This is a genomic window from Bradyrhizobium sp. UFLA05-108, from assembly GCF_059803455.1.
In genome coordinates this window covers 1-23005 of the sequence record NZ_JBANAZ010000105.1, presented here as the reverse complement: position 1 = coordinate 23005, position 23005 = coordinate 1, and the positions used below count along the sequence as shown (strand labels likewise).

Annotated in this window: 19 protein-coding genes; 6 read left to right on the top strand and 13 right to left on the bottom strand. The window is 64.5% G+C overall.

The features are described from left to right. On the bottom strand, window positions 1-588 hold a 588-nt coding region (locus tag SO140_RS42550; protein ID WP_498544000.1), incomplete at its 3' end, for a DODA-type extradiol aromatic ring-opening family dioxygenase. Window positions 589-754: 166 nt separating this feature from the next. Here SO140_RS42550 and SO140_RS42545 point away from each other — a divergent pair. Then, window positions 755-934, top strand: a complete 180-nt coding sequence (locus tag SO140_RS42545; RefSeq protein WP_449383897.1) for a hypothetical protein — start codon at window positions 755-757, stop codon at window positions 932-934. 9 nt (window positions 935-943) lie between these two features. Here SO140_RS42545 and SO140_RS42540 read toward each other — a convergent pair whose 3' ends face one another. Further along, window positions 944-2455 (bottom strand): carboxylesterase/lipase family protein, encoded by a 1512-nt coding sequence (locus tag SO140_RS42540; protein ID WP_449383896.1) that lies wholly within the window; start codon window positions 2453-2455, stop codon window positions 944-946. Window positions 2456-2722: 267 nt separating this feature from the next. On the opposite strand from SO140_RS42540, the gene SO140_RS42535 reads away from it, so the two are divergent. Further along, on the top strand, window positions 2723-3958 hold the full coding sequence (locus tag SO140_RS42535) for an LON peptidase substrate-binding domain-containing protein (protein ID WP_449383895.1): 1236 nt from the start codon (window positions 2723-2725) through the stop codon (window positions 3956-3958). A 101-nt stretch (window positions 3959-4059) separates the two neighbouring features. Here the strand turns inward: SO140_RS42535 and SO140_RS42530 are convergent, their stop codons facing one another. Continuing rightward, window positions 4060-4275 (bottom strand): hypothetical protein, encoded by a 216-nt coding sequence (locus tag SO140_RS42530; protein WP_449383894.1) that lies wholly within the window; start codon window positions 4273-4275, stop codon window positions 4060-4062. Window positions 4276-4498: 223 nt separating this feature from the next. Here SO140_RS42530 and SO140_RS42525 point away from each other — a divergent pair, with 223 nt between their 5' ends. From SO140_RS42525 to SO140_RS42515, 3 genes are all read left to right on the top strand, one after another. Continuing rightward, window positions 4499-7186, top strand: a complete 2688-nt coding sequence (locus SO140_RS42525; RefSeq protein WP_474803414.1) for a flavin-containing monooxygenase — start codon at window positions 4499-4501, stop codon at window positions 7184-7186. A 203-nt stretch (window positions 7187-7389) separates the two neighbouring features. Beyond that, the gene (locus tag SO140_RS42520) at window positions 7390-7653 is read left to right on the top strand and encodes a hypothetical protein (RefSeq protein ID WP_449383892.1); all 264 of its coding nucleotides are present in this window, start codon (window positions 7390-7392) and stop codon (window positions 7651-7653) included. 85 nt (window positions 7654-7738) lie between these two features. Next, entirely contained in the window at window positions 7739-8107 is a 369-nt protein-coding gene (locus tag SO140_RS42515; protein ID WP_449383891.1) for a hypothetical protein, read from the top strand. A gap of 389 nt (window positions 8108-8496) precedes the next feature. On the opposite strand, the gene SO140_RS42510 is transcribed toward SO140_RS42515, so the two are convergent. The 10 genes from SO140_RS42510 to SO140_RS42465 form a co-directional block, all read right to left on the bottom strand. Then, window positions 8497-8646 carry a hypothetical protein gene (locus tag SO140_RS42510; protein WP_474803419.1) on the bottom strand — a complete coding sequence of 50 codons (150 nt, stop codon included), beginning with the start codon at window positions 8644-8646 and terminating at the stop codon, window positions 8497-8499. Between the two features lie 119 nt (window positions 8647-8765). After that, window positions 8766-9314 (bottom strand): septal ring lytic transglycosylase RlpA family protein, encoded by a 549-nt coding sequence (locus SO140_RS42505; RefSeq protein WP_449383889.1) that lies wholly within the window; start codon window positions 9312-9314, stop codon window positions 8766-8768. 357 nt (window positions 9315-9671) lie between these two features. After that, window positions 9672-10928, bottom strand: a complete 1257-nt coding sequence (locus tag SO140_RS42500; protein ID WP_449383888.1) for a DUF1501 domain-containing protein — start codon at window positions 10926-10928, stop codon at window positions 9672-9674. 2 nt (window positions 10929-10930) lie between these two features. Further along, the gene (locus SO140_RS42495; protein ID WP_449383887.1) at window positions 10931-12397 is read right to left on the bottom strand and encodes a DUF1800 domain-containing protein; all 1467 of its coding nucleotides are present in this window, start codon (window positions 12395-12397) and stop codon (window positions 10931-10933) included. A 95-nt stretch (window positions 12398-12492) separates the two neighbouring features. Further along, on the bottom strand, window positions 12493-12822 hold the full coding sequence (locus tag SO140_RS42490; protein ID WP_449383886.1) for a serine hydrolase domain-containing protein: 330 nt from the start codon (window positions 12820-12822) through the stop codon (window positions 12493-12495). Window positions 12823-13038: 216 nt separating this feature from the next. Next, on the bottom strand, window positions 13039-15558 hold the full coding sequence (locus SO140_RS42485; protein WP_449383885.1) for a M56 family metallopeptidase: 2520 nt from the start codon (window positions 15556-15558) through the stop codon (window positions 13039-13041). Further along, window positions 15555-15947, bottom strand: coding sequence for a BlaI/MecI/CopY family transcriptional regulator (locus SO140_RS42480; RefSeq protein ID WP_027524466.1), 393 nt, complete (start codon window positions 15945-15947; stop codon window positions 15555-15557). The genes SO140_RS42485 and SO140_RS42480 overlap by 4 nt, the downstream gene beginning before the upstream one ends. Window positions 15948-16084: 137 nt before the next feature. Next, the gene (locus tag SO140_RS42475; RefSeq protein ID WP_449383884.1) at window positions 16085-17734 is read right to left on the bottom strand and encodes an NAD-dependent malic enzyme; all 1650 of its coding nucleotides are present in this window, start codon (window positions 17732-17734) and stop codon (window positions 16085-16087) included. A gap of 176 nt (window positions 17735-17910) precedes the next feature. Continuing rightward, on the bottom strand, window positions 17911-18909 hold the full coding sequence (locus SO140_RS42470) for a tripartite tricarboxylate transporter substrate-binding protein (RefSeq protein WP_449383899.1): 999 nt from the start codon (window positions 18907-18909) through the stop codon (window positions 17911-17913). A 97-nt stretch (window positions 18910-19006) separates the two neighbouring features. Next, window positions 19007-21340 (bottom strand): mechanosensitive ion channel domain-containing protein, encoded by a 2334-nt coding sequence (locus SO140_RS42465; protein WP_449383883.1) that lies wholly within the window; start codon window positions 21338-21340, stop codon window positions 19007-19009. A 650-nt stretch (window positions 21341-21990) separates the two neighbouring features. Here SO140_RS42465 and SO140_RS42460 point away from each other — a divergent pair. Further along, window positions 21991-22881, top strand: a complete 891-nt coding sequence (locus SO140_RS42460; RefSeq protein ID WP_449383882.1) for an MBL fold metallo-hydrolase — start codon at window positions 21991-21993, stop codon at window positions 22879-22881. Window positions 22882-23005: the final 124 nt, after the last annotated feature.

Genomic DNA, 23005 nt, shown 5'->3' with positions numbered 1-23005 from the left:
GTTCAGATAGGCCTCGAACTCGTACGACACCGGCTTCGATTCCGCGCGTCCGAAGCCGCGCATGTTGTGATAGGTCAGACCGCTGCCGATGATCAGGACACCCTCATCGCGCAGCGCAGTCAGCGCCTGCCCCACCTTGATATGCTCGGCCGGATCGTAGGTCGACTTCAGCGATAGCAGCACGATCGGCATATCGGCGTTCGGATACATCAGCCCGAGCGGCACGAAGGTGCCGTGATCAAAGCCCTGATTGGCGTCCTCGCGGCAATCGACGCCGGCACGATCCAAAAGCTCCTTCACCCGCGCGGCCAGGGCCGGCTCGCCCGGTGCGGGATATTTGAGGAGATAGGTATGCTCGGGGAAACCGTAGTAGTCGTAGACCATCGGAGGGTTTGCCGAGGTCGAGACCGTGAATTGGTCCGCCTCCCAATGACCGGTGATGACGAGCACCGCCTTTGGCCGCGACGGCAGCCGCTGGGGTAGCCGGCCAAACTCTTGCGCGGTCTTTGCATATTGCACCCGCCTGTCGTCCATGAATGGCCAGGGTCCACCGCCATGCGACAGGAAGAAGGTCGGAAATCGCGTCATCGATGTCGGCTCATCTTTCTTGCAACAAGCGCGAGGCGTAGCCCTACGCGCTTTTCGGCGGCGAGCATAGGGAAACGCGCATGGTTAGCAAGTCGTTAACGATTTGCCTTCCAAAATCGGCGGCCGGTCGAAGTACTCGACCGGTTGGGTTTTTTCGGGAAGCAAGATGGCAAAGTTTGCGCTGGGGGATGTCGTCAACAGTGAGAAGGGTCGCCGCGGGGTCGTCCGCGCCGTCTACAAGTCGAGGGAAGGCCGGCAGTGCTACGCCGTCGAGAAGGACGGCGCGATGGACTTCATCGAGGAAGAGCGGCTGACGGCGGCGCCCCGCGTCGAGCTTGCAGCGTAGTCTCCTCGCTCACCCCTTTGGGCTCCGCCGTTCGAGATGATCGAGGGGAGCCGACAGCGGATCGTCTCGGCTTGCTATTCCGTCATTGGAGATCTGCAGCAAGCGCTCGCCTTGCGAGCTTGCGTCCCAACGCGGCAGGCCCGGTCCGTTGGGATCGCCGGTCCTCGCGAAATTGGTCCAGTAGCCGCGCAACTGACCCGCAAGCTCGCGGTCGGCGCGCGTGAACGGGCTCGCGCCTGGCACGCCCTGGGCGCCGAACACGAACTGCAATTCCCGTCCGTGGCCGCCATCGCCGTTCGCACGCTGGGCTTCGCCCGAATAGGAGAAGCGATAGCGGTAGGTCGGCGCGCCGGTCGCCGCGTGCAGACGCGCGAGAAACCGCGCGGGCTCGGTGAAGACCCGATCCGTATAGAGCCGGGCGGCAAGCTCCGCAGGCTCGCCGGAAATGCCGGGATAGAGCGCCTTCAATCGATCGGCGGATTCACCGGCGAGGCGGAGCTCCTCCTTCAGGTCGGGCTCGCCGGCAAAACTCGTCTCGTCCTCGTTTGAGCCGATGATCAGCGGGATGCGGCTTTCGTGCGCGGCACCGAAGCCGCTCGCGATGTCTTCCGTCACGAGCCGCCCGTCCAGCACCGGTCCGAAGCTGCGCTCGGATTTGGCGAACAGCAGGGTTTCGGCCGCGAGCAGCATTCTCGTATCCGACGCACGCGGATCAGACGTACTCCCGTCGCGCGCGACCAGCCCGAACACGCGTTGCCCGACGGCATCAGCCTCTTGCAGCGACGTCACGCCTTGGCGCGCCGGCAGCGACTGCAAGATCGCCTTGTGAAACAACCCGCGCGCTTCCCGGCAGAGCATCAGAAGGGCAATCGAGGTCGCGCCGGAGCCCGAACCGAACAACGTGACATTGTTGGGATCGCCGCCGAACGCGGCGGCATTGTCATGAACCCAGCGCAGCGCCGCGATCTGGTCCATCATGCCGTAATTGGCGCTTGCGCCGTCGGGCGCATTGACGGCGAGCGCTGGATGCGCAAGCCAGCCGAACACGCCGAGACGATAGTTCACCGTCACGACGATGGTGCCATCCTGCGCAAGCTTCGCGCCATCGAGCAAGGGATCGTTCGCCGTGCCCGTGACAAAGCCGCCATCATGGAAGAAAACCATCACCGGCAGCGGTCCATCGACGCCGAAGGGCCGGAAGACGTTCAGCGTCAGACAATCCTCGCTCGCATGCAGCATCGCAGGCTGCAGGCACGCCGGACCAAAATCGTAGGCGGTCCGCATCTCCGAGCTCTCGGGAAGCGCCTCTGGCGCGCGCCATCGGAGCAGCCCGAGTGGCGCGGCCGCATACGCCAGTCCCTTGAAAGAGGCAACCTCGCCTTCGACAGCGCCGAGCATCTGGCCTTCATGCGTCAAGGCAAACGGGTATTGCCCGGCCTGCTGGGCCGAGGCCAAGCCGACCTGTCCCAGGACCACTGAAGAGACCATCGAAGCCGTAGCGAGCGCCAGCAAGGACCGCATCGGCGAAATCTCAATGCACAGTAAGTGCGTCCAATGCTTTTACGTCCGCCTGACACGGCGAGGCAAGCCTCACCCAGGCGTCGGTGCGATTGACAGCGAGCGCGCTTTGGGTCACTTTTTCGTCCGGTTGATACGGCCTGCCGGTTGCACCCTCCTGGGGACGGTGAACGTATCGAAGCCTGTTTCGGCCTCCCTTTGCCCGAGCGACCGGGTCAGCAACGCAACCACCTGACACGCCTGGTTCGCTCACTGCAAAGGACGACACCGATGCGCGATTTTCGCGATGCCAAGGCTATGGCGCAGACCCTGCGCGACTCCCTCCAGATCAAGGCCATCAGCATAAGTCACAGCGAGAGCCTGGAGCTGGTCTCCAGGATGTTCGGCGTCGCCGACTGGAACACCATGTCGGCGGCGCTCCAGGCCGATCGACGCGACGGCAAGACGCCGCCGGCAAGGCCGCAGGCAACGGGACCTCAAACCGGAATCGCAAGCTACCCCGCCGTTCCACTGCGCGACCTGGTCCCCTTCCCGACCGCGACCTATCCCTTGTTCGTCGGACGCCCAAAGACCATGCAGGCGCTCGACCATGCGTTCGAACGCCAGCGCGAGGTGGTGCTGGCGATCCAGAAGGATTCAGGCACCGACGAGCCTGGAGACGGCGATGTCCATGGGATCGGCGTTCTCGCCCAGTTGCTCGAGCTTGAATCGCTGCCTGACGGGACGCTGAAGGTGCTGACGCAGGTCAATCGCCGCGTCTTGATCCACCGCTTCGTCACCGCGAGCGGCGCATTCGAGGCGGAGGTTGCCGCCCTCGGCGAGGGACCGATCCCCGACGCACCCGAACTGATCCTCCGCGCGGTCAAGCGCTTCGAGCGCTATGCGGCGGCGCGTGACATCCGCATTCCCGGGGTTTGGCCCGTGCTCGAACAGACCCGCGATCCCGGTCGCGTTGCCGACATCATCGCAACGCGCCTGCGATTGCCGATGGGCGACAAACAGAACCTGCTGGCAACGCTCGATCCCGTGGCACGGCTGAAGCAGGTCGATGCGTTCATGGACTTTGGACGCCCACTATCACCGGCGCTCCAGGCAACGAAGCTCCGCGCGCTCGGCTATGCCACGGAAAGGCGCCATCAATACGCCACGCTGGAGCATCTTCTGCTCGCACTGCTCGACGATGCCGACGCCTCCGCCGTGATGCGGGACTGCAACGCAGACCTCGACGCCATGAGGGCGAGCCTCAAGGCCTATGTCGATCGCGGGCTCAACAATATTGTCGCCCAGGATGGCAGGGAGGCCAAACCCACCGCCGCATTCGAACGTGCAGAACAGCGCGCGGAAATCCATACGCATGAGCTGGGACGCGCCGCGGTGACCGGGGCGAATATGCTGATCGGCATATTTCCGGAGACGCGGAGCCCTGCGGCGCAACTACTCGCCGAACATGGGATCCTGCGCGCCCGTGCAGTCGAGGTCATCGCTCGCAACGCAAGCAAGACCTGACGGGCCGTCTGGCGTCGTAACGTTCGGAACGTTCGTACTCGCAAGACCGCCACAGCCGGACCTGGCGCTCGGGTCCGGGCTGCCTCGTCCACGGCTGGCCGTTATCCTTGGCTATCCTTGCCAGTCAACTCAGCGAGCGCGCGGCGCGCGACGATACCAAGTTCTCCGAGTGTCGAATGCCCGGCTTCTGCGGCCTTGATCAAGCGCTCGGCAATGAACCTGCGGCTGTCGTGGTCGCCGCCATGCGGCAATTGACGGCAGGTTTCCTCCAGCACCACGTCCATGTTCGCCCTGGTTCGCTCGCTCAGCTTCTTCATGGCGTTTGTTAGTCAGAGCCTCGGCACGGAAATCAGCATACTCGGAACAACAGCGTGATTGCCTCGAAAAATCAAGCGCTCACCGCGGTTGCTGCGGCGCGGCGTATGCCGCAAGCCGCAGTGCATCGCGCCTTCGCTACCCAAGATTGAATTTGCGCTGATGACAAACCAGCACTGCGGCGATAGCCTGTCGACAAAGCAAAATGCTCGGGAGGATAATCGCATGGCTGAGGCAATGGTTGCAGCACGTGCTTCGGAGGCCACCGGGAAAGCCCAACACGTGGACGTTGCCGTGGTCGGCGCAGGTTTTGCCGGTCTCTATCTTCTCCACCAGCTACGCAAGGCGGGTCTGACGACCGTCGCGCTGGAAGAGGCCGACGACGTCGGAGGCACCTGGTATTGGAATCGCTATCCCGGCGCACGTTGCGACATCCAGACCATCGACTACAGCTACACGTTCGATCCGGATCTTGAGACCGCCTGGACCTGGTCGGAGAAATACGCAGCCCAGCCCGAAATCTTGCGCTATCTCGGCTTTGTGGCCGATCGTTACGACCTCCGGCGCGACATCCGGTTCAAGACCAAGGTCACTGAAGCGCGATGGGACGAGGCAGCTGGGCGCTGGCAGCTCACGACCAGCAGCGGCCCGGCTGTATCCTGCCGCCACTACGTCATGGCGACGGGCTGTCTCTCCGCGCCAAAGCCGCCTGAAATCGACGGCGTCAAGGATTTCAAGGGCGAAATCTATTTCACCGGGCGCTGGCCGCATGACGGTGTCAATCTCTCCGGCAAGCGCGTCGCCGTGGTCGGCACGGGCTCCTCGGGCATCCAGCTGATTCCGCTGGTCGCCGAGCAGGCGGCACAGCTCACAATCTTCCAGCGCACGCCGGGCTTTGCGCTGCCCGCCCACAACGGCCCAGCACCGGCAGACCGCCTCGGCTTGCTGCAAGGCGACCGTGCCGCCTATCGCGAGCAGGCGCGCTGGTCGATGACGGGCGTGCCTTATCCGCAACAGACGTCGGTGAGCTGGCAGCTCAGCGATCCCGAGCGCCGCGCGCGGTTCGAAGAGGCGTGGGGCAAGGGCGATCTCGTTTACATCCTCACGCAACTCTGGGCCGACCAGGGTGTCGACGTCGAGGGCAACACGCTGATCGGCGACTTCATCCGCGAGAAGATCCGCGACATCGTGAAGGATCCGGAAACCGCCGCGGCCCTGATGCCGCACGACCATCCGTTCGGCGCCAAGCGCCCCTGTCTCGATACCAATTATTATGCGACCTATAACCGGCCCAACGTGACGCTGGTGAATCTGCGGCAGGAGCCGATCAAGGCGATCAACGCTGCCGGCATCACGACCGACAAGCGCAGCTTCGACGTGGATGTCATCGTGTTCGCGACCGGCTTCGATGCCATGACCGGCGCGATCCGGGCCGTGCATCCGATCACCGGCCGCGGCGGCAAATCGCTGTCCGACGTCTGGGCGGACGGGCCGCAGAGCTATCTCGGCCTGACGGTCGCGGGCTTCCCCAACTTCTTCATGATCACGGGACCGGGCAGTCCGTCGGTGCTGTCGAACATGGCGGTGTCGATCGAGCAGCATGTCGATTGGGTGGTCGAGCGCCTGGCCGCACTTCGCGACGCCGGCTTCACCACCATCGAGGCAACCGAGAGAGCGCAGGCCGGATGGGGTCGGCACATGGCCGACTGCTCGATGCTGACGCTGCATCGGCTCGCCAATACCTGGTACACGGGCGCCAATGTCCCCGGCAAGGTGCAGGGCCTGATGCCCTATACCGGCGGTGTCGGCCCCTATCGCAGCATCTGCGACGAGATCGTCGCTCGCGGCATGCTCGGCTTCAGTCTCACCGGTCCGAATGTCGCCGCGCAATGCAATGACGGCGAGATCGTGCGCCTGCAGCCGGACGTGCGCATCGTGCTCGGCATGCTGGCGCAGCTGAACCTGCCGCCGATCGAATCGATGGGCGCGCTGGGTGCGCGCGCCTTCGTCAACGAGTTCAACCAGGCCCGCCCCGCAGGGCGGCCGGTCGGCGAGGTCGTCGACGGCACGCTCGATGGCGCTGACGGCGCGCTGCGCTATCGCCTCTATCGGCCAGCGACTCCCGGGCCGCACCCGATCGTGGTCTATTTCCACGGCGGCGGCTGGGTGCTCGGCGACGAGCAGTCCGACGATCCGTTCTGCCGCGACATGTGCCAACGCACTGGCATGATGTTTGTCAGCGTCGGCTACCGGCACGCACCGGAGCACCGCTTCCCGGCGGCAGCCGAGGACGGCTATGCGGCGACGCGCTGGGTCGCGGCGCATGCGGCCGAACTCGGAGGCACGCCGGGCCCGGTGATCGTCGCGGGCTGGAGCGCCGGCGGCAATGTCGCCGCCGTCACCTGCCAGCTCGCGCGCGATCGTGGAGGCCCGCAGATCTCCGGCCAGCTCCTGGTGTGCCCGGTCACCGACTGCACATTCGACCGTCCGTCCTATGAGGAGAATGCGGTCGGCTACTTCCTCACACGCTCGCTGATGTACTGGTTCTGGGACATCTACTGCTCGCCCGCCGAGCGCACCGATCCGCGCGTCTCGCCGCTGCGTGGCAAGGTCGCCGGCCTGCCGCCGGCGTTCGTGGTGACCTGCGAGTTCGATCCTTTGCGCGACGAAGGCATCGCCTATGCGGACGCGCTCGCAGCCGCAGGCGTTCCGGTCGAGCAGTTGCAGGCGCGCGGCCATTTCCATTCGTCCTTCACGATGGTCGACGTGGTGGTCACGGGCGTCCGTGGACGGGTGCAGATGGCGGACGCCTTGCGCCGCTTTGCCGGCCTTCCGCCGGAAACACGGCGTGGCGATGACGCGAGCTTCGGTCACGCCTCGCCCGCGCACAAGATCGCGGCTGCCGCGAGCTGACTGCCGGCGTCGCGGCTGTGGTCGCGTGATCTGTGGGCTGGACTGGTCCGCAGATGCGGTCAAAAATGGTTTCGTCGACGGGGAACGAATCCCAGGCGCGTGCGTTGCGAGCTTGTGGCATTGAGATGCAGCGATAGGTGTGGGCCCCGGCACGCGACCATGTGTGCTGGGGTTCTTTTTGCGTGAGCGCGTAGCAGGGGCAGATGTCTTCCGAGTCCAAGATGAACTTCGGCGCAACCGCGCGCTTGCGCAAATGGCCCTCGCTCGGAAACCAGCGGCGCGAGGACCGGGAGACCTACCTCGTGCTCGAAGACACGCTGGACCGATGCATCACGGCCTTCATGGACAAGCCGCTGGCAACCAGGCACCTCTATGAAATCCATACGTCGCCACAACCGCCGCTGGTGACGAGGATTCTGTCGCCCGAGCACATCGCCGAGCTGTCCCGGTTGCGGGAATTTCTCTGACGCCGCGCGACGACGAATGACATCCCGAGGAACATTCCTCGGCTCTTTCCCGTTGATGATGCGAACCAAGGCGTGAGTGCCCACGATGCTCGAAGCCGTCCCATTATCCCTCGATGTGCCCTATGGCGCAGATCAAACGCTGTTCGTCGTGATCGACCGGATCAGCGGCACCAGGGAAATCCGCATCGAGCGCACGGATCTCGACCAGACGATCGGCGAGTTCATCGCCGGCTGCTTCAGCGACCCCGTGCGGGTGATTTCGTTCAACACGCTCGAGCACTGGGTCAAGGACATCTCTGCCGACGTCGCCATCGAAATCCAGTCCCGCTGCGACATCGACGGCACCGACCTGCCCGACCATCTCCGGGATTTCGTCGAGAGCAACATCTGCGCGAGCGCCTCTACGCCGCATGGTATGGATGCCGCACTCCGGGCGCGGATTGCGGCACGCTAGAGCATGATCCGGAAAAGTGTGAAGCGGCTTTCCCTCGCGACAACGCGCAACGCGTTTGCGCCGAGATCATGCTCAAGCAACAACCCAAAGCGCGAGGACGATTGATCCCAATCTCATCGCCTTTAGGTCGGCCACCAATCGTTCAGCACACAGACAAAAAAAGCGCCGCATCGCGGCGCCTTTTCATCGGCACGCTCAGTGGTGCCAGAACAACGCTAACAGCAGGATGATCGGCAAGGGAACGCCGAGCAGCCAAAGCAAAGCACCTCTTCCAAATCCCATGGCTTCTCTCCTCCTCATCACGGACATGACGCGGGGCGCAAAGAGAAGTTCCAAGCCGTCTGGCGTGGCTGCATGCCGAGAAAGCATGGCGTCCGGAATGATCAGGCCTATCGGCGCCTGCCGGCCATCGCTTCGATCTCGCGGCGACGGTCGCCGGCGAAGGACAACAATTTCTCGACCGTGAGCGTATCCGTGATCCGTTTCGCCAGCCGCTCGGCGCGCGCAGCCTGGTCCTCAAGATGCTGGATCGTGTTCACGCGCCCTCCCCGGCCGTCGAAATTTGTCTAGTCCGCCATGTTGCTTCAGCGAAACTAACAGCCGGTTAAGCGCGGTATGCGGCTGCGACGTCGCAGAGCCGGACCCTGCGACACGGCGGTTACTGCACCACGTCGAGCTTCACATTGGCGACGCCCTTGTTGACCATCCCGAGCGCCTCGGCGGCCGAATAGGAGACGTCGACGACGCGGCCGCGGACATAGGGTCCGCGGTCATTGACGCGGACCGTCACCGAGCGTCCGGTGGAGACATTGGTCACGCGCAGGCGCGTGCCGAACGGCAGCGAAGGATGGGCGGCGGTGAGTTCGTGCTTGTCGAACTTCTCGCCGCTCGCGGTCTCCTGGTCATCCGAGTAGAAGCTTGCGACGCCCTGCGAGGCCGTGCGCGCCGCGACCGCGCGGGTTGGCGCGTGATGCCGCGGCCGGGCGTAGACGCCCGCGAGCCTGCGGGTCTCGTGACGGTGCTCGGTCATGGCCTGCCGGCTTGCAGTTGCGAATTCGGCTTTCTGCCGCGCCACCGGGGATTGCGCACAGGCCGCGAGGGATGCGGCACCGATAACGGCGAGGACAAGTCGAGCAGCCTGCCCGCGCGGGGAACCTTGGCTTGCGCCGTTCTGGTGAACGGTTCTGGCACATTCGAAGCGAGACATGATTACGCCCCTCCGATCGGCCTCTACTCCGTCGGTCAATGGAGGCAGAACCTTGTCGGAAAAAAAGCCGGGCTGCGGCTGGGTGCAGTTTCACCCAGGCTGTTGCGATTACACCACAGTTCGTCGCACGTCTCGAATCAAGACACAGCCCGTCCGATCGGCGCATCAACCGTGAGATTCTCGCCAGAATACGGCGTGCGCTTCACGCGCCGCGCTCTCCGTGAGAAGTCGCGCGAGCTCGCGCCAATAAAGGTTCCGCCATCGCCGTTGCAGGCTGGCCAGAAACGCGATCTCCCGCTCGGTCAGGAAGCACATGGCGACTCCAATCGCAATTCCGCGCACCTCGCGCGTCTCGCCTCATCCGCTACCAACAAGTCCACTCATCGGCGTGACATCGGCGCTGTCGGGGAACACGATGCTGGCAAGCACGGTGCTCTCGACACGCAGATGATCCTGCAGCAGCCCCTTCAGCACGGCGCGCAGATCCGTCGTCGGCTTCAGGTCGCGATCCTCGAACAATTGTGCCGGCTTCAATCCCGGCCAGTCCGCGATCACGCGGCCGCCTTTGAGCGCTCCGCCGGTGAGGAATGCGACCGTGCCGGTGCCATGGTCCGTTCCCTCCGTGCCGTTGATCCGCGCGGTGCGCCCGAACTCGGTGACGACGGCGACGACGGTATCGTGCCAGGCCTCGCCCATGTTGGTCTCGATCGAAGCGAGCGCACCGTCGAGCGCACCGAGCAGGTTGAAGAGCTGCCCCGAAGCAGCGCCCTCTGCGATATGCGTATCCCATCCGACAAAACCCATGGCGCCAACGCGCGGGCCGTCGTGCTTTGCGAGATAGCGCGCGGCGGTGCCGGCAGCTTCCGCAAAATACGCGCGCACGCGTGCAATCCCAGGCGGCATCAGTGTCGGATCCTCCGACATCGGATCGCCCATCCCCGCGGTGCCGCCGAGCGAAGCGAGCTTCATGCGCGCCTGAAGCACGGCGGCAAGCTTCGGATCGGTGTGCTGATAGAGATCGAGCAGGCGGTTCTGCGTGTCCTCGCTCGCCGACAGAAGCTTTTGCGGCACCCACGACATGACGGGTGCCGAGCCGCGCACCACCAGCGGCGTCACCGCACCGACGCCGAGCGCCCGGCTGCCGCGCGGATCGACGCGACCGCCCGATTCCAGCGCGACCAGCGCGCGATTGAGCCAGCCGGAGCCGATCGCGCCGGGCTTTGCGATTCCGCTCTCGAGCACGTCCTGGCCGTCGAAATGCGAACGCTCGCGATAGGGCGTCGCCGTGGCGTGCACGATCAGCGCCTGCTGGCTCTTGTACAGCCGATGCAGATTGGGCATCGCCGGATTGAGCGCGAAGAAGGAATCCAGCGGCAGCGCCGGCGTCTTGCCGTCGAGCACCAGGGCGCGATCGCCGCGCAGGGAGATCCAGTCGGGATCGCCGACCGGCGCGACTGCGCCAAGGCCGTCGAGTGCGCCCCTCAGGATGATGACAAGCAGGCGCGGATCGCGCCCTTCCGCGCGCGCCAGCTTCGGCATCTGGCTCCACGCGAACAGCGCGCCCGAGCCGATCAGCAGCTCACGCCGTGTCGGCAGGTGATTGGCGAAGCTCATGCTCACCTCCTCTGGAAGTCTGCCGACATGAACAGCAGCGCGAGCGCCTGCTGCCGGCTTTCGGCGCGATTGACCGCCTGTTTGACCTCTGGCGACACCTGCGATGCGTAAACGGTCTCGATGATCTCCTGCGGGTCGGCCTGGCCAGCCATCCGCTCGGCGAAATTGTTGGCGACGTCGAGGCGCCGGCCCACGCCATCGATCCAGCTCGCCTCGTCGTCCGGATAGCCCTTCGGCGCCGGCGGCCGCCACAGCGCCTCCCCGAGCAGTTCCTGTCCGCCCGTGAAACGCGTCGGATCGGCCTGCGTGATGCCGGTCGCGCGCACCATGCCGACCACCCATTCGCCGGGACGCTTGAGCTTGGACGGCGGCTCGCTCCACGCCTCGGACGAAGACACCATCGTCTTCGCGATCTCCTTGAGGTCGCCGTCGGTCTCGCGAAACGTCTTCGCCATCTGCTCGACCAGCGATGGTGGCGGCGTCTCGGCAACGAAGTGGCACGCGAGCTTGGTCGCGACGTGCATCGCCGTCGCAGGATGAGCCGCAAGGTCGCGGAGCACGGCGCGTCCCTGCTCGACGCCATCCTGGTCGTAGAGCTTGCCGAGCACCGTTTGCCCGCCGGGCTCATGGAGCCGCGGGTTGAAGGTAAACTCTCCGCCTCGCTCGGGATCGTTGCCGGGCGGAATCAGGGTCCAGCCCGTCAGAACGTTGGCGAAGCTGATGACATCGTCCTGCGTATATCCGCTGCGCACACCGAGCGTATGCAGCTCCATGATCTCGCGCGCAAAATTCTCGTTCAGGCCGCGGCTGCGGTTGATGCCCGCGATCGAGTTCGCGCCCATCGAGCCGAGATTGTCGAGATAGAACAGCATGGCCGGATGGCCCTCGGCGGCCTGCAGGAGATCGTTGAAGCGGCCGAGCACGTGCGGACGAATGGCCTCGCGCTCATAGGCACCCGACATGCTCTGGATCTTGTTTGCGGAGATGCAGAAGTGGTTGGACCAGAACCACACCAAACGCTCGGCAAAGCCGATTTCCGCGGCCAGGGCCGCCTCCGTGCGTACCTTGGCTTCCTCAAGATAGATCGGCCGTCCCGGATCGGGAACGGCGTCGGCGGCCTTCTTGGCCGCCATCCCGGCAGCTTCCGCGCCCTGACCCTGAGTCTGTCCTTGCTTCTGTCCCTGACTCGCGTCCTGGTCCTCGGCCATGACGGGAGCCGCGGCCATCTGCTGCTTCTTGGCTTCCTGCTTGGCCCGCGCCGCACGCTTGGCATTGGCGTCCGCGACCGTGCGATAGGCCTTGGCGCTAGAGGGAAGGCTGGCTGCGGCTGCAAGCAACAGCGGCCGGTCGAGCTCGGCGATCAGCGCTGCGCGTGGGTCGGCCTCGATCGCGGCAATCGACCCCGGTCGCGGCCCCATGCCGAAGCGATGGAGCGCCAGCACGGCCTCAGCCTTTGCAGAATTGCTCATGGCGGGTGCCCGATATGTCAGCCAACCGAACCATCACGCTAGGCCAGCATCGCTGACCATGACGCTCTGTAGTGCTACAGATCGTAGCATTTACATCAAACGACTGCAAGCTCCGATTGAGCGGTCCGCGACGCGCGCTCATTAACCTCGCCGGCCAACTCGGGAAAGAAACTGAAGATGGGCTCATTGATGCCGCCGATGATCCCGCGATCGATCGCGATCCCGACGGCGAGCGACGCGACACTCTTTGAAACCGATTTCACGTTGTGCAGTGTATCGGCATCGAAGGTGACGTTTCCCACCTGGCGACCGTTGATTTCGTCGGCGCCCTTGAAGTACCGCACCAACTTGTCACCGCGTGCGACCAGAATGCCGTGCACATTGGCAGTGCCCGGAGCCGCGAGCCGATCGACAATCCTGCGCATGCGGCGCGGTCGATAAGCTTATCCTCGTTGACGGCAACGATGGGCCAGCCGTCGTCTCGCGCCGCCGGAATACCGGAGTCGTCGGGCGGGTCCGGATATACCGGCAACGTGGTGAGCGGCACCAGCGCAGCTCCACCGAGAAGTGAAACAAACTGGCGCCGTCTCATTTGATGCTCTCATTCACGCCTTTTGCGGTAGCTCAGCTCGCTTGGGTTGCTAGAAATTCGGCCCCAGCGCAATCTTCGTGATGGTGCCGTTCTTGACCCCGATTCGCCATTCCGCCGAGCCGTTGGCGAACTGCGCGATGTAGATGTCGCTGTCGAGTGCGGTGACGCCGCGGAACGACATCGCGCGCAGCGCACCGAGCCGCGTCAGGATCGCCTGATCGAACGGAAGCTGCTGACGCGTCTGCTCGGCGACCTCCGTGGTCATGTGGTCGTAGTCCGGACGGCCCTTGCTGACGCTCTCGATGTACTGCCGCAGCATCTCCTCGCCGTTGGCGATCGGCATGTTCCGCCGCGCGACGCGCCCGAGCCGCGCGCCGGGATGCGGCGCGTCGACGTTGTAGAAACGCGTCTGCCGTCCCGGCAGCAGTATCTCGCGACATTGTCCCGAGCGCTCGGCGATCACCCAGGGATTGTTGACCGTGGTGAGGAAGGATGACGTCATGCTATTGCCGATGGTTGCCTGCACGCGCCGATTGCCGTCCGCATCGAGGTTGAAGACCTGAATGTCGTCACCGGTGTCGTTGTAGAACATGATCCTGATCGGAGAGGTGCCGGCCTGGCCGCGAACGGCGACTTGTTCCGAACAGGCGACGATGCCGCCGAGCTCGTCGTTGCCGTCCGGACGGAAGGTCACGTCACCGGCCTTACCGTCCGGGTCGATCAGCAGGCGAAACTCGGCCGTGCCATTCTCGAACTTCGCACCATAGATGTCATAGCCGCCGGGGCCGACGCCGCGGAAGAATATCGATTGCACCGCGCCGAGCGCCAGGAACGTCGCGTGCAATTCGCCGACCTGCCGATGGATCTTGGCCGCCAGCGGCGCGCTCATGGAGTCGTAGTTCGGCGTGCCGCGGCGTATGTCGTCGATTCCGCGAAGGATCATCTCCTTGCTTCCCGGCGCCGGGACCTGGTCCCTGAACCGCTCTGGAACTTCCGCGATCCGCCGCAGGAAGTCGGCCTCAATGCTGCCTGCCATGGCCTCATCGATACGTCCGGCCAGGCGCGGGCCTGAGGCCGCGCTGTGCAGGAGGACCCGCGCAACCCGGGCCTGATCGTCGCGCAGGAAGATCACGAGATCGTCGCCCCGGATCGAGAAGGCGTCGGCACCTTCGGCCATCAGGGCAAAGGCGGGCCGGCCGGTTTCGTGCACCAGCAGGCGATCGCCATCGCGCTTGACGGTCAACACCCGGTTGAAGGCGACCTTGTACCAGCCGACATACTGGTCGAGCGAGGCTGCATCGGCGGTCGAAGCAGGCATCTCGGCGACGCGCGAGGTGCGGACCTCGCGACCGTTCACCCGCATCATCAGCTCGGAAGACCGGCGCTCCGCGTCGACCGGGAACGTGATGCTGCCGAACGAGGCAACGTAGGATGCCATGCCATCCTGCACCGTCAAGCGCTGCTTGCGCTGCCCGGTCCACTGCCCGAACAACTCATCGCCGTCGCGGAAGATGGCGAACACCGACGACGGGCCAAGCGCGTAGAAATTGACGAACGCGCGGTAGTGCTGGGCGTTGCTGGTCTCACCGGCATCCTCCACGGCCGGGCTCGCCTCCGGCGTGCGATAGGCGATCATGCCGGTCGACACGATGACGGCGGGCACGATCATGGCCGCGATCCAGACACGCTTGCGCCAGCCGACTGCTGCAGGCATCGCCGCGGCCGCAATGATGCGCTCGACGCGGGCGCGCACCGTCGATGCCCGCGCCATCGCGAGCTCCATCGGACGCGGCTTCACCGAGGTTGCGACGTCGAGCAGGATCTCCGCGTAGGACAGCCTGTCGTCGATCGCCTCGATCGCCTGGACGTCGCTGATGATCTCGGCCAGCTCCGCCAGATGCGCAAGCTGCCACCACGAGAATGGGCTGAACCAGAACACGGCGCGGTTGAGTGACGCGAGCAGCAGGACGTAGAAGTCGCGATTGGCGACATGCGCGCCCTCGTGGGCGAGCACGGCGAGCCGCTTCCGCGCATCCCAGTCAAGAAACTGCGGCGGCACGAGAATGGTCGATCCGAAGGTGACGGGACCGCCGACATCGCGGCTGATGCGCACCTCGGCTTTGACTACCCGGGGGCCGCCCATCGGCTTTGCAGCCCGCGCCAGACGAAAGGTCAAGAAGAGGCCGACGAGGAGCCGCAGCAGCAGGAAGCCGGCGACGCCCGCATAGGTCATCGTCGCGATGGCCCACCAGTTGATCGGCGCCGCGCTTTTCGCCGGCGGCGCCAGGGCTGCGCCGTGCTCGGCGGACAGCAAGGCTGGCAAGGACTCGGCCATCGGCGCTTCAACCGGCCAGACATCGTCCGGCGCTGCCACCGGCAAAGGCAGGCGGGTGATGGTGAGCGTCGGCCAATGCATCACGAACGGCATCGCGAGCGAGGCCAGCAGCACGACGACCCACGCCGTCATCTGCACGTGCGGATTGCGCACGCGAAAGAGATAAAGACCAAACCAGACGACGCCTCCCAGTACAAAGGAGCGCAGCGCCGCCTCTGCCAGAGTTGCGATCATTCTTTCTTCACTCCCCTCACCTTTTTCGCCTTGGCCACCTGGTCAGCCAGCGTGCGCAACTGTTGCTGATCGAGCATCGCATTATCGACCATGCCGACCAGCACCTCCTCGATCGAGCCATTGCAGAACCAGTCGACGATGCGCTGGACCGCCTTGGCGGCGACGCGCGCGCGGGGCTCGACCGCCTGGTAGACGTAGGTGCGTCCGTCCACAGTGTGCCGCGCGTAACCTTTTTCTTCCAGCCGGCGCAGGACGGTGCGGACGGTCGATTCCTTGAGACGACGCGGCAGCCGTTCACGCACGACCTCGGCTGTCACCGGCCCATGAGCCCAAACCAATTGCATGACCTCGCGCTCGAGGTCGCCCAGTTCGGGCAAACGATCGTCCATGGTGTGTGACCTTGTCGCTGGAAGTTTCTTGTAACGCTACAGATCGTCGCATATACGGCCGCGCCGCGCAACGGCGTTTCCACCTCAGATGGTGCCGTGGTGCTGACCGATCCGCCCGCCCGGGGCGGGCGAAGCCCTCAGTAATGCGGCTCGTACATCTGCGACCGGACGAGGCCCACCACGTCATTGGGCGCCGACCCTTCGGCAAGGCCACGCTGATAGGCCACCTGCGCTACGGCGGCCGCGATCCGGGCGGAGACCTCGCGGATGCGCGGCAGCGCCGGATAGAGGCTGCCCTGGTCCAGATCGTCCTTGCCGACACAGTCGGCGAGCGAATGGGCGGCGGCCATGAACATCTCGTCGGTCACGAGGCGCGAAGCGGTTGCGATCACGCCGAGGCCGACGCCCGGGAAGATGTAGGAGTTGTTGCCCTGGCGCGGGACGAAGGTCCTGCCGTTAAACGTCACCGGGTCATAGGGACTGCCGCAGGCGAACAGCGCGCGGCCTTCGGTGTAGCGATAGGCATCCTCGGCCGAGCACTCCGCCTTCGAGGTCGGATTGGAGAGCGCGAACACGATCGGATGCGCGTTGAGCTTCGCCATCGCCTTGAGCACGTCCGGCGTGAACGCGCCGCCAACCGCCGCCACGCCGATGATCGCGGTCGGTTTCAGCGTTTCGATCGCGGCGGGGAAGTCGGCGATCTGCCCGTGGTCGTGGGCGTAGCGCAGCTTGTGACCGGACAGGCCGGCCCGTCCCTTGACGACGAGGCCGCGGGAATCCACCAGCCAGTTGCGGCTGAGCGCTTCGGCTTCGGAGGCCCCCTCCGCCATCATCGCCGAGACCACGAGATCCGCGATGCCGGTCGCCGCTTCGCCTGCACCCAGGAACAGTATGCGTTGATCCCTGAGTTTGCCGCCGCTGACGCGCAGTGCCGAGAACAGGCCGGCAAGCGCCACCGCTGCCGTGCCCTGGATGTCGTCGTTGAAGACGCAAGCCTCGTCCCGGTACTTGTGCAGAAGCTTAAACGCGGAGTGGTTGGCAAAATCCTCGAACTGGATCAGCACGCCTGGAAACGCCTTGCGCGCGGCCTGCATGAACTCGTCGACGAAACTGTCATAGGCTTCGCCGGTCAGGCGCCTTTCGCGCAAGCCGAGATAATAGGGATCGCGCAACAGCTCCTCATTGTTGGTGCCGACGTCGAGCACGATCGGCAGGCACTGCTCCGGATGCACCCCGGCACAGGCCGAATAGAGCGAGAGCTTGCCGACCGGGATGCCCATGCCGTTGGCACCGAGATCGCCGAGACCGAGAATCCGTTCGCCATCGGTCACCACGATCAACTTGGCGGGATAAGGCCAGTTCTTCAAAATCTCGGCGATCTGGCCGCGGTCACGCGAGGAGATGAACATGCCGCGCGGACGCTGGAAGATGAGGCCGTATTTCTGGCAGGCGAGCCCGACCGTCGGGGTGTAGATCAGCGGCTGGATTTCGTCGATATTGTCGCAGACGACACGAAAGAACAGCGCCTCGTTGCGATCATGCAACGCGTTCAGCGCAACATATTTCTCGAGATCGCTCGGCAGACTGCGCAAGTTGATCAGGACACGCTCCGCCTGGTCCTGCATCGTCAGCACGCACGCCGGCAACAGGCCGCGCAAGCCGAGTGCGGCCCGCTCCTGCTCGGTGAAGGCGGTGCCCTTGTTGAGCAAGGGATCGCGCAGCAGCGTCATGCCACGCGGCGAGTTTGAAGGCGTTGAGTCGGCGCCGACCCGATCAGGTCTATTCACGAATTCCCCCGAGAGTTTCTTATGTGCGAACGAACATTGTCGGCCACCCCTTGATTGAGATCAAGGACGTTGCAGGTCAAGACCCGATTGTGATCTCGCACCGCAGCGACCCGGGAGTGACGAAGAATGATGCAGATGGCTGCTGCGTAGCGCCGGCCGCAAGGTCGATGCTGCGCCTATTCGGCCTTGATGTCGGCGATCTTCACGATGCGCCACCACTTGTCGATCTCGGCTCGCTGGAACGCCGCGAGTGCAGCCGGAGTCTGCTGCTCGCGCGGCGGGATCTCCTGACCGAGCTCGGCAAAGCGCTGACGGACCGTGGGATCAGCGAGCGCGGCGACGATGGCCGCGTTGAGCCGCTGGACGATGTCCCTGGATGTGTTCCTCGGCGCCCATAATCCGTGCCAGTAGGAAATGTAGAGGCCAGGCAGGCCTGCTTCGTCGACCGTCGGAACATCAGGCGCGGAGGCAAGTCGCGTCGGCGAGGTCACGGCAAACGCCTTGATCGTGCCGTTCTTGATCTGCGGCAGCGAATTCGACGCCTGATCGAACATCAGGTCGATCTGCCCGGCCACGAGGTCAGTCATGGCCGGCCCCGCACCACGATAGGGCACGAACTGAAATTCAGTACCGGTCCTGGTCTTGAAGAACACGCCGGCGACATGCGCGCCGGAGCCGGCGCCGGCCGTCCCGGCCGACGCCTTGTTCGGATTGTCCTTCAGCCAGGCGATCAGCTCGTTGAGATTTCCAGCCTCCAGGGTCTTCCTGCCGACGATGAGCTGCGGGCCGCTGGCAATTAGCGCGATCGGTTCGAAATCGGCAAGCACATCGTAAGCGAGCTTGTAGACGGCGCCGTTCAGCACCTGCGTGCCCCAATGCCCGATGGTGATCGTGGTGCCGTCGGGGGTTGCCCGCGCCACGCGCGCGCCCGCGATGCTGCCGGATGCACCGACCACGTTCTCGACCACGATGGTTGTGTGAAGATCGGCCGCCATCCGCTCGGTGAGAATCCGCGCCAGCGTGTCGGTCGGCCCGCCCGCGGCAAACGGCACCACCAGCGTGATGGGCCGCGACGGGAATGACTGGGTCATCCCTGGTGCGGCGGACGCAACAAGTCCGATCAGCGTGCAAATCGCAGTGACGAAGCCGCGCAATCCAGCCGACAATCCACCCATCATTCCCCCAGCCTCCCGCTTCCGCCCGCCGTTAACCGGCGGGCACGTTTGTGGGCAGAAGTGAACGACGTCGCCGTTCAGGAGGCAAGGACGAAGATCAGCCGGTCGCGCGTCGCAAGGTCAGGTTCGAGGCCGTGTCGGCCGGCGCGGCGATCTGCATCAGGATAGTCTGGGCGGAGGAAGCAATCTCGATTCCGTTTTCCTGGAAGCGCAGCTTCATGCGGCGATTGAACTCGCGTTGAACCGGCCAACGGCCGCTGTCGGTGCAGCGGATCTGGCCAACGATCGACACCATCGAACCATCCACCTTGTCGATGCCCCAGAGCTCGAGATCGCCGCGGATCGCGGCGCGGAATTCGGGCTCCCGACGCATGTCATCGACGATGTCCTTGAGGATTTGTCCGGCGCGATCGGTATCCTCCTTGTAGGCGACATTGACACTGACGGACGCATTGCCCGCGCCACGGCTTGAATTGGTGATGGTGGTCACCGCGCTGAACGGAACGATGTGCAGCGATCCGTCGCCGGCGCGCAGGCGAATGGTGCGGATCGAGACGTTTTCGACCACGCCCGTCAGGCCGGAGACGCTGACGGTGTCGCCGACCTGGACCGTATTCTCGAGGAGGAGAAACAGGCCGGTGATGAGATCCTGCACCAGCTTTTGCGAGCCGAAGCCGATGGCGATGCCGACGATGCCGGCCCCCGCCAGGAGCGGCGCGACATTGACGCCGATCTCGCTCAGCGCAGTGAGACCGACGACGGTCGCAATCAGGCACAGCAACACCGTCCGCAGCATCGGTTGAAACGTGCGCAGGCGCGCCGCGCGGGCATAGTGGCCCTCGCGCGACAAGGCGTTGATCTGTCGGTCCAGCAGCGCGTTGCTGGCCTCCCATATCGCGGCCGCGATTGCGGCGGCAACGCCGATGGTCGCGACCGCAGACAGGAGCCTGCTGCCGATCTGACCGCCATAGAACCAGACGATCGCATCCACGCCCCAGACCTCCAGCACGGCCACGAAACCGATAAAGGCGATGACGCCAGAGACGATCTTGCGCAGCAGGGGCAGATAGCGGTTGGCGCGGATCTCGAGGCCGGGAAAGCGCTGGAGGATCTCCGGATTGATGCGGAAGCCGCGATCGATCAGGCTCAGCGTCACCATGATGGCGACGCGCGTGATCAGCGCCACCACGACGGTGCCGACGAAATACTGGAGCAGCAGCGAATAGCCGTTGCGGATGTTGAGCGCCCAGACGGCCCACAGGGCCAGATCGAGTGCAATCGCAAGATAGTGCCAAATGCTGGCAACGCGATTACGTACCCTTGCCGCAAGACCCTGCCGGCCGGCCGGCGCGCGAATGGCCTCGGCGACCTGGCGACGGCACTGCAGGATGATGACCACGATGAAGAGATGCACGATCAGCATGACCATGCGCAGCAAGGCCGCATAGCCGGCCCGATGCAGGCCGAGCAGCAGCGCCACATTGGCAAAGGCGATGCCGGAAACGCCGACACCGACGATGCGCCGCGCCCAGATCTCGATATAGGCCGCGGTCTCGGCGCGAACCGGAAAGAGCCCGAAAGGCCCCGCGAGCGCCCGGACCAGACAGATCAGTCCGCGCGAGAAGGCATAGGCATTGACGACGGCGAGAATAACGAGGCGGACGGTTGCCGGTTCGCCGATCTCGGTTCCCAGCAACGTCGTGGCGATGCCGACAAAGACGAACACCGGGAGCAATTCGATCACGAGGCGGCCGAGCACGAAGGGCAGACGGAGCAAGAGTTGCCAGGCGCGGGCCAGACTGGCGCGGCGGCGATGCAGCTCAGGCTCTGCGGCAACGGACAATGGCGGCTCGATGATGGGGAGCGCCTGCGCGGGCACGTGCGGAGCCTGCGGCACGCGCGCCTCCAGGAATGCGACCGGACGCCTGATCAGGCGGAAAATCAGCCACTCGGCGCAGAAGGCGCAACCAAACACCAGCGCCAGCTTCCACGCGATCTCGATCAGCAGATTGTAGGCGGCGGGATCATTGGCCGTCCGCACGATCCAATAGTAGAACGCCGGAAAATGCGTGAGCGTCCGCGCCATGTCGGCGACCTGACGCGAGATCTCGCCGATCTCTTCCGAGACCGTCAGCAGGAGCTGCGCGCCGAGGCCGTCGGCTGACAGCGAAGCAGGAGACTTCTGCTCGGGCGCGGCAGTCGTAGCCTGCGGCTGATCCGACGCACTGGCGATTGCGCGCAGCGTATCGATCATCCGGGCACGCTTCTGATCGTCCTGCAGCGTGTCCAGCGCGCGCCGGGCCTGCTCTGGGGAGAGCGTTGCAGCATTGCCGGTCGCAGGCACCGCCGGTTCGGCGCGCGCACCAGAAAGAGTTGAGATCGCGAGGAAGACACAGGCGACGAGAAGCGCCGAAGACAGCCTTTGCGACACGATGAGTCCCCAGAAATAGCTAAGGCGGTGTCAGAACCGGCACCGCCTTTGTGTACGAGTCATGTCGGATCATCGCTATTCGCCCCGGTCCTGTGTCGGAAGTTTGCCGTCGCGGCGACTTTCTCTTGGCATTTGCCGCGGCACATGACACACGCCGTCGCCGCGCACACAACCGAGTCGCGGTCTTCACGGCAATCACCGCTCGCCACAATCGTGCCGAAGCTCCACGACAGAGAGCCGGCTCACGATCGATTAATAGAAACAGGGATGCTCAAAAACACAGCGCCGGGAAGGTAAGGGGCCATGCCTCACTGATGCAGCCCACTTCACCTTGACCCGGCGTGCCGTTCGCGGATTTCGCCGCTATGCGATAGTCCGAACGAGCTCCATCGCACTTAACGCGGCTGGATTTGCGGAGGTGGTGTCATAGACCTCCCCTTGCTCATGACATGGACGTTACGCGTCGCGCTGGGCGACCATCGGCATGCTCCTCCCGTGACATAAAACTGTCAAGCGGGAACGATGGCGCAGTCGGACAAATGTGAAGCGATGGCGCGCGTTCCACGATCGGAATAAACCGGTTCCACCGGCGTTTGTATCGACGAGTGCTCTTCCTCCTGCGCCAATATTCCGAGCCGGAAAAATCACACATGAAAATCGTCCATCGCCTCGCCGTCATTGCCGCGACGTTCGCCGCAATTGGCTCCGCATACGCGCAGAACTCGCCGCAAACCTTGACCCGGAAGGTCGAGGGCACTGAAAACGTCTACATCTTCCGCTACAGCGGACACCAATCGATGTTCGTCGTGACCCCGCAGGGCGTGATCGCCACCGATCCGATCTCGTATGAGCGTCCCGCAAAGCCCTATATCGACGCCATCAAGGCCGTCACCGACAAGCCGATCAAATACGTCATCTACAGCCATCATCACTACGACCACGCCGCCGGCGGCCAGGCCTTCAAGGACCTCGGCGCCACCTTCATCGCGCACCGCCGGCTGAAGGAGCGCTGGCTCGACTTGAAGAAGCAGAACGCGCTGCTTGCTGATGTCGTGATGCCGGACCAGGTCGTCGACGACAAGAAGACCATCACGCTCGGCGGCACCACGCTGGAGCTGGTCTATGTCGGCCGCAACCATTCGGACAATTCGCTGGTGATGCGTCTGCCGAAGGAGAAGCTGGTCTTTGTCGTCGACTTCGCGCCGATCGAGTCCATCCAGTTTCGCAACATCCCCGACAACGCCTCGCCGCTGGAATATATCGCCTCGTTGAAAAAGCTCGCATCGCTGGACTGGGAGCGGATGATCCCTGGCCACCCCAATGCCGGCGGACGCCTGGGCACCAAGAAGGACATTCAGGACGACATCGCGTACATGGAAGATCTCTCCGCCGAGGTGAAGAAGGCCGCCGACGCCGGCAAATGCTTCGACACCGCGATGAAGGAGGTCAAGCTGCCGAAATACGAGAAGTGGGCGAACTACGAGAACGGCCTTGCCGCCAACGTCGAGCGCTTCTGCTACTGGTGGGGACGCGGGTATTGACGCAACTCGCCACCCGAGGAGAGCCGTCATCACCCGCGAAGGCGAATGCGGGCAATCCAGATGCTATGGGGTAAGCGGCGACTGGGGTAAGCGGCGGTGAGGGTGTGGACACCCCTCGAACGCC

What these genes read in the sequence shown, in the direction of transcription:
- SO140_RS42545 (WP_449383897.1), top strand. Translation starts at nt 755, where the DNA reads ATGGCAAAGTTTGCGCTGGGGGATGTCGTCAACAGTGAGAAGGGTCGC.
- SO140_RS42540 (WP_449383896.1), bottom strand. Translation starts at nt 2,455, where the DNA reads ATGCGGTCCTTGCTGGCGCTCGCTACGGCTTCGATGGTCTCTTCAGTG.
- SO140_RS42535 (WP_449383895.1), top strand. Translation starts at nt 2,723, where the DNA reads ATGCGCGATTTTCGCGATGCCAAGGCTATGGCGCAGACCCTGCGCGAC.
- SO140_RS42530 (WP_449383894.1), bottom strand. Translation starts at nt 4,275, where the DNA reads ATGAAGAAGCTGAGCGAGCGAACCAGGGCGAACATGGACGTGGTGCTG.
- SO140_RS42525 (WP_474803414.1), top strand. Translation starts at nt 4,499, where the DNA reads ATGGCTGAGGCAATGGTTGCAGCACGTGCTTCGGAGGCCACCGGGAAA.
- SO140_RS42520 (WP_449383892.1), top strand. Translation starts at nt 7,390, where the DNA reads ATGTCTTCCGAGTCCAAGATGAACTTCGGCGCAACCGCGCGCTTGCGC.
- SO140_RS42515 (WP_449383891.1), top strand. Translation starts at nt 7,739, where the DNA reads ATGCTCGAAGCCGTCCCATTATCCCTCGATGTGCCCTATGGCGCAGAT.
- SO140_RS42505 (WP_449383889.1), bottom strand. Translation starts at nt 9,314, where the DNA reads ATGTCTCGCTTCGAATGTGCCAGAACCGTTCACCAGAACGGCGCAAGC.
- SO140_RS42500 (WP_449383888.1), bottom strand. Translation starts at nt 10,928, where the DNA reads ATGAGCTTCGCCAATCACCTGCCGACACGGCGTGAGCTGCTGATCGGC.
- SO140_RS42495 (WP_449383887.1), bottom strand. Translation starts at nt 12,397, where the DNA reads ATGAGCAATTCTGCAAAGGCTGAGGCCGTGCTGGCGCTCCATCGCTTC.
- SO140_RS42490 (WP_449383886.1), bottom strand. Translation starts at nt 12,822, where the DNA reads ATGCGCAGGATTGTCGATCGGCTCGCGGCTCCGGGCACTGCCAATGTG.
- SO140_RS42485 (WP_449383885.1), bottom strand. Translation starts at nt 15,558, where the DNA reads ATGATCGCAACTCTGGCAGAGGCGGCGCTGCGCTCCTTTGTACTGGGA.
- SO140_RS42480 (WP_027524466.1), bottom strand. Translation starts at nt 15,947, where the DNA reads ATGGACGATCGTTTGCCCGAACTGGGCGACCTCGAGCGCGAGGTCATG.
- SO140_RS42470 (WP_449383899.1), bottom strand. Translation starts at nt 18,909, where the DNA reads ATGGGTGGATTGTCGGCTGGATTGCGCGGCTTCGTCACTGCGATTTGC.
- SO140_RS42460 (WP_449383882.1), top strand. Translation starts at nt 21,991, where the DNA reads ATGAAAATCGTCCATCGCCTCGCCGTCATTGCCGCGACGTTCGCCGCA.